Source organism: Bradyrhizobium sp. WSM4874 (assembly GCF_055811835.1).
Map to the genome: position 1 here is coordinate 1 of NZ_JBVVPR010000128.1, position 2,270 is coordinate 2,270.

The following is a 2,270-nucleotide window of genomic DNA, read 5'->3' on the forward strand; positions in this document are numbered from 1 at the left end:
TCGTGCGCCAAGAGTGACGGGTGGAGTCCGTCACGCGCGCCTGTTGCCCCTGCGGGGTGGGAGACTCCGCAGCCCACGTGCCGCAAGCACGGGGGTTGAAGCAGACGGGTGAGGTAAGCCGGGTGCCTCCGGCGAGCCATAAATGAGCAGAACCCGTCAAAGTCGGACGACCCGGGACTTCCGTCCGAGGCTGGTCCGGCGAGCGTACCTGCTACGGAAAGAGTTATCGAACCGATGTTTGAAGCCTCGTTGCAACATGGAATCCGCCGAACCGGAAGTGGGCGGATCGGTCGAAAGACCGGAGGAGTGCCGATCCCCGCTGAGTGGACGGGGATCAGGGACGTGCGTGATCGCGCACGTCAGCCAGCGGCCCAGCTTGCGGTGACCGTTGGCCGGAATCCTCACGGGGTAGAGTCGGTCCCTAAGGCAGGTGAAGGGACATCAGGTGAACTTGGGAACCTTGCCGTGTTCTCTCGCGCCGGATGGCGCGAGATGATCGAGGCGACCGATGATCGGCGCGGCAGGGGACGGAGTCTTCGTAGTAGTCGGAGGGCGGGAAAGCCGTCCACATGGCGAAGGGAGACAGTGGGTGAAGCAAGCCGGCAGGAGGCGGGCCGATGAGGCCCGGCGCGGTGAATACCGCGTTCGTCCTCGACATGCAGCGCAAGCTTCACAGGTGGAGTGTCGCGAATGCCGAAAAGGTGTTCGCGGATCTGTTCAACATCGTATGCGACCGCAGGACGCTTTTGGAAAGCTGGCGTCGGTTGACCCGTAACAAAGGCAGCCGCACACCGGGTACCGATGGCGTCACGCGGAAGACGGTCGAAGAGCAGCTGGGCGGCGCAGTACGGTTCATCGAGGATATCCGCGGTGAACTAGGCAGCGGCACCTATCGGCCCGAGCCTGTCCGGCAAAGGCTGATCCCCAAACCGGGTAAGCCCGGCAAGGTGCGTCCGCTCGGCATTCCGACGCTCAAAGACCGACTGGTGCAAATGGCTTTGAAGCTCGTGCTGGAGCCGATCTTCGAGGCGGACTTCTATCCGACCTCCTATGGCTTCCGGCCCGGCCGGAGCACCCATGATGCGCTGGCGAAAATCCAGCGACGACTGCACCCCACACCCAGCGGCACTTCCGAGTACCGCTTCGTGATCGAGGGTGACATCAAGGGCTGCTTCGATGCCGTCGATCATCATGTGCTGATGGAGCGTGTGCGCCGACGCGTCGGGGATCGCAAGGTCCTCAGGCTCGTGCTCGCCTTCCTAAAAGCCGGTGTCATGATCGAGGGCACCGTCCGCCACCCTGTTACGGGCACCCCGCAGGGCGGCATCATCTCGCCATTGCTGGCCAACGTCTATCTGGCGGCCATCGACGAGAGATACGGACGGTGGTCGATGCGCCCTCGCGAACGACCGCAGAATGCAGCCGACCGGCGGCTTTACGATCGCCGGAGAAACAGGCCTACATTCTACGCCGTACGTTACGCCGACGACTTCGTCGTGCTGACGGACGGGACCCGCGAGGAAGCAGAAGCCGAAAAGTTTGCGTTGGCGCAGTTCCTCAAAACGGAATTGCGCATGGAACTGTCGATGGAAAAGACCAGGATCACCGGCGTCGAGGAAGGCTTCGACTTCCTCGGCTATCGGGTGGTGCAGACCAAGGCACGCCGCACCGGACGTATGGTCGGTAATCTCTTCATTCCGAAGAGCAAGCTGAAAGACCTGCGCCACAAGATCAAGGTCAGGGTGAAGGCGACGCCGACAGGCCAAGCCCTTGCCGATCTCATCGACGATCTCAACCCGGTCATCACCGGATGGCGAAACTACTACCGCTACGCCACGTGGGCCACGCGGGACTTCGCCAGTCTGGATTGGTGGCTGTGGGAGCGCATCGGGCGATGGCTGCACAGGAAGCATCCTAAGACGACGTGGCAAGAGCTGCGTCGCCGCTTCCAGGCAACAGCGCCCGACAGCCGCTGGCGATGGGTCGACGGACCGAAATCGCTGCGGTTCTTCCGGGAAGGCGGATCACTCCACTTCCCGCACCGGGGCATACGCATACCGAACGGATGGAACGATCCTGGCGAGAAGTTCCGCAAAGGAGCCGATCGCTTCTGGGCGTCGTTCAACACCCTCATGGACGCGTGAGGATCACACGCGGCGTAAGCGGCGCATCGAGAGCCGGTTGCTTGGAAACTTGCACGCCCGGTTCGGCGAGAGGGGCGCAGAAACCATCCGTCGCAAGACGGACAGGCGCTGTGCCCCTACTCTACC

General features: G+C 62.8%; 1 protein-coding gene. It reads left to right on the top strand.

All coding sequences use genetic code 11. The features are described 5' to 3' along the window. Positions 1–617 precede the first annotated feature (617 nt). Positions 618–2,144 carry a group II intron reverse transcriptase/maturase gene (ltrA, locus tag AC0L3P_RS39550; RefSeq protein WP_473309403.1) on the top strand — a complete coding sequence of 509 codons (1,527 nt, stop codon included), beginning with the start codon at positions 618–620 and terminating at the stop codon, positions 2,142–2,144. The last annotated feature ends 126 nt before the right edge of the window (positions 2,145–2,270 follow it).

What these genes read in the sequence shown, in the direction of transcription:
- ltrA (WP_473309403.1), top strand. Translation starts at nt 618, where the DNA reads ATGAGGCCCGGCGCGGTGAATACCGCGTTCGTCCTCGACATGCAGCGC.